At 42.7% G+C, this 3245-nt stretch carries 4 protein-coding genes; 2 read left to right on the forward strand and 2 right to left on the reverse strand.

The annotated features are described in order from the left end of the window. Positions 1–189, reverse strand: a 189-nt coding sequence (locus FE784_RS41745; RefSeq protein ID WP_218103895.1) for a hypothetical protein, incomplete at its 3' end; no start/stop codon positions are given. A gap of 146 nt (positions 190–335) precedes the next feature. On the opposite strand from FE784_RS41745, the gene FE784_RS40360 reads away from it, so the two are divergent. Continuing rightward, a complete protein-coding gene (locus FE784_RS40360) occupies positions 336–608 on the forward strand; it encodes a hypothetical protein (RefSeq protein ID WP_139607951.1) in 273 nt (90 codons plus the stop codon). 108 nt (positions 609–716) lie between these two features. Here the strand turns inward: FE784_RS40360 and FE784_RS40365 are convergent, their stop codons facing one another. Continuing rightward, positions 717–1406, reverse strand: a complete 690-nt coding sequence (locus FE784_RS40365; RefSeq protein WP_139607952.1) for a FadR/GntR family transcriptional regulator — start codon at positions 1404–1406, stop codon at positions 717–719. A gap of 318 nt (positions 1407–1724) precedes the next feature. On the opposite strand from FE784_RS40365, the gene FE784_RS40370 reads away from it, so the two are divergent. Next, on the forward strand, positions 1725–3044 hold the full coding sequence (locus FE784_RS40370) for an ABC transporter substrate-binding protein (RefSeq protein WP_139607953.1): 1320 nt from the start codon (positions 1725–1727) through the stop codon (positions 3042–3044). Positions 3045–3245 lie beyond the last annotated feature (201 nt).

The following is a 3245-nucleotide window of genomic DNA, read 5'->3' on the forward strand; positions in this document are numbered from 1 at the left end:
TCGCGGGTAATATTCACCCTTTATCTTTACGGCCCGTTCCGTTACTTCTTCGATCACGCCGCTATCGATTAATTTGTTGCTCAGAAATACGACTACGGACCGTCCATCGATTGCGGCTGTATGGAGTTCGATGTTGGACTTAATCTGCTTCAGTGGTCTCACCTCCGACAGATAGATTCGCCATTGCAAGAGCCAAATCCTTCACCCTCGACATAGTGAGCGGGGGATACTTCTTTTACTAAAAATGTTTGAGATAACTGGTAGATTTGCTCAATATGGGAGAATAACACTGGGGATGATAAAATATTGATAAATACCATATAGGGGTGATTGAAATGAGGATGTACGCCCTTCTTAAAGAACAAGTTGATAATGCAAAAAAAGTAATGATCTACGAATCAGAGAACGGCGTTTACGTCTTTTTGTATGATACTCAAGAAGACAAGAGTTGCTATGCTAACTTGTGGTTTGAAACTATTGAAGAAGCTTTAGAATATTGCACTCACGAGCTCGATGTAGAACCAGAACAGTGGGTCGTCATCATCGATCCTAAAGAAGGACAATATCACGATATTATTTCACCGCTCAAACGAGGAACGATAGTTTAATAAAAAACCAGCAGCATTTAAAAAGGATGAGCAAGATTCACGTTTGGTAACCGGTGGATCTAAACTCATCCTTTATACTGAATTCCTTTTTTGACATTCTGGTAATTACTATTCTATTTTGTTCGGAATCAACATATCCAGGACTGACAAATGCTTCTTCATGATCGCTTTCGCTTCGTCCACATTCTTTTTTCGGATTTGCTCTACAATTTGCTTATGCTCCTCTAAGGAGATAATCGTATTTCTGACATTGACGAAATGTCGCTCCCTAACTTGGTTAAAAAATTCGCTTACCACATCGCTTAATTCGAAAAATGTTTGGTTGCCCGTCGCCTTGAAAAGTGCTCGATGAAACGCCAGATCTTCCTCTACCGGAAGTTTTCTTTTTGTAATGCTCTGCTCCATTTGCTTGTTTGCAAGTTCCAACTGTTCCAACAAATAGAGATCATAATGCTCGATAGCCATCTCGACGGCACAGAGCTCCAAAGCCCTCCGTGTAGCGATAAGCTCCTTGATCCTCTGCTCATTATGTTTCCAATGAAAGGATACCTGATCCATAAATGGCTTAAAAGAGGGGACTTCCAAAAAAATCCCACCTCCCGCGTGAATCCGCAATACCCCAAGCGTCTCCAACATTTTCAGCGCCTCACGGACAACGGAGCGACTGACCTTCAGCGTATCGATCAATCGATTCACGGAAGGAAGCTTATCTCCAGCCTTGAGCTCATGTTCCACTATATATAACTTTATCCGCTCACACACGATTTGCGGCAGTGTTGTTTTCTCGGCTAGATCCATATCTCACACATCCAATTATTTTAATAGGGTGATCGTATCATAAAATGAAGACAGAATAAATAAGTGTTGACGTGCAATCCATGAATGGGTATCATTTTCAGTATAATGGTATAACCACCATACTGGTTGTGAGTGTGAATGACGAATAGGAGAGGGGAAACAAAATGAAGTCAGGTTTCTAACCCGGGATTAATACGGCAATGTTGGCGACAGTCATTAAATGTGCGACTGTCCTAGTCGGAATTATGTAAGCGCATGCAATGAAGGTACAACCACGACCAAAATAGGGTTCAAATTATTTTCTAAAGGGGAATTGCCATGTCAAAAAGAAGGAATTCATTCATGTTGAGTTGCATCATGATCTCGTCCATCGGTTTGCTCGCTGCATGCGGAGGAAGTAAATCCGGTGAGGAAGAATTGAAGACACCGGCAGTTCCTCAGGAGCCGACAGAGGTGTATTTTCTGAGCACCAGTACATATTGGTGGGATGAAGCCACGTTTATGAAAGAGTTTGGGGAACCGCTGCAGAAGAAGTACCCCTATATTATTCCAAAAACAATTAATCTTGCGGCAGCTAACACGAAAGCCATAGAGGGACTGATTGTTAACAAACAGCCCATTGATGTTATTCTTTCCGCCAATTATAGTTACCTCGCTTATATTGAGCCTTATAACTTGTCTATGGACATTGAACCGTTGATCAAACAAAATAATGTGGATTTAAATCGGTTTGCTCCGGAGTTTATTGATATGAACAGAACGTTGGGCAATGGCAAGCTGATCGGCTTGCCATTGCAGGATAGCCCGACACAGATCATTTATAACAAAGGTATATTTGATCAGTTTGGTGTCAGTTATCCGCCCCATGGCCAGTGGACGTGGGATGAGATGTATGCACTGGCCAATAAAGTGACTCGAATGGATAGTGGCAAGCAATTTTACGGCGTACGCTTGCACAACACTTTTTTCAGAAGGAATCCATTTTCGCTGGAATATGTCGATTCCAAGACGAACAAGGCGATATTCAATAATGATCAAGGCAAGAAAATGATTGAAATGTGGCTGCGTCAATATGAACTTTCGGATACGCCGGGACTTGCTACGGATGGGGCGAAAATGTTTTTCGAGAATAGAAATTTGGCGATGTGGATTCCGGGATCCCAAACGTATAATACGCCGGACCTTTATAAAGGCTTGGAGTGGGATTTGGCCCCGGCTCCCGTACTCCCGGAGAAAGGAAATGTTGGCTTTCAGCCCTATCCCGATTATTTGTTCGTATCGAACATAAGCAAAAATAAGGAGCTTGCGATGAAGGCGATCGAGTACTTTACGTCGGATACTTTCCAAATGGAACGCTCCAAGAACGCCTGGGCTACGCCTTTAAAGAACAGCCAGATTAAAGCGGCTTTTGGTCAAAATTCCGAACTGTTTAAGGGCAAAAATATTAGCGCCATGAGTCCGGCGAAATATGCTCCTGCGGCTTCGTACAACAAGTTTACACAACAAGCGGGAGCCATCATATTACCGAAACATATCAATAACGTGCGAGACAATAAAACAGACATCAATTCCGCATTGCGTGCCGCAGAAGAAGAAGAGAATAAGTATATTGAAGACAATCTGAAAGCAACGAAATAACGCAAACGATATGGTTGTTGGAATCTAAACCATGATGGAGGTGCGTATTGTGATCAGGAATCGAAAAATGTCCATTTTGCTCACTCTTTTCTTGTTTCTCTCGTTTTTTTCAATAGATTGGAATGGTTTGACGCTGTCACAGCAAGAAGTCGCCGCCGCCGCGGTGGTGGTTCTCGATGATGATGCTTCTCAACTGGCAGG

Origin of the sequence: Paenibacillus hemerocallicola, from assembly GCF_006265175.1 — a bacterium.
Taxonomy (GTDB): Bacteria; Bacillota; Bacilli; order Paenibacillales; family NBRC-103111; genus Paenibacillus_AB; species Paenibacillus_AB hemerocallicola.

Coding starts and splice junctions, on each gene's coding strand:
- FE784_RS40365 (WP_139607952.1), bottom strand. CDS start 1,406: ATGGATCTAGCCGAGAAAACAACACTGCCGCAAATCGTGTGTGAGCGG.
- FE784_RS40360 (WP_139607951.1), top strand. CDS start 336: ATGAGGATGTACGCCCTTCTTAAAGAACAAGTTGATAATGCAAAAAAA.
- FE784_RS40370 (WP_139607953.1), top strand. CDS start 1,725: ATGTCAAAAAGAAGGAATTCATTCATGTTGAGTTGCATCATGATCTCG.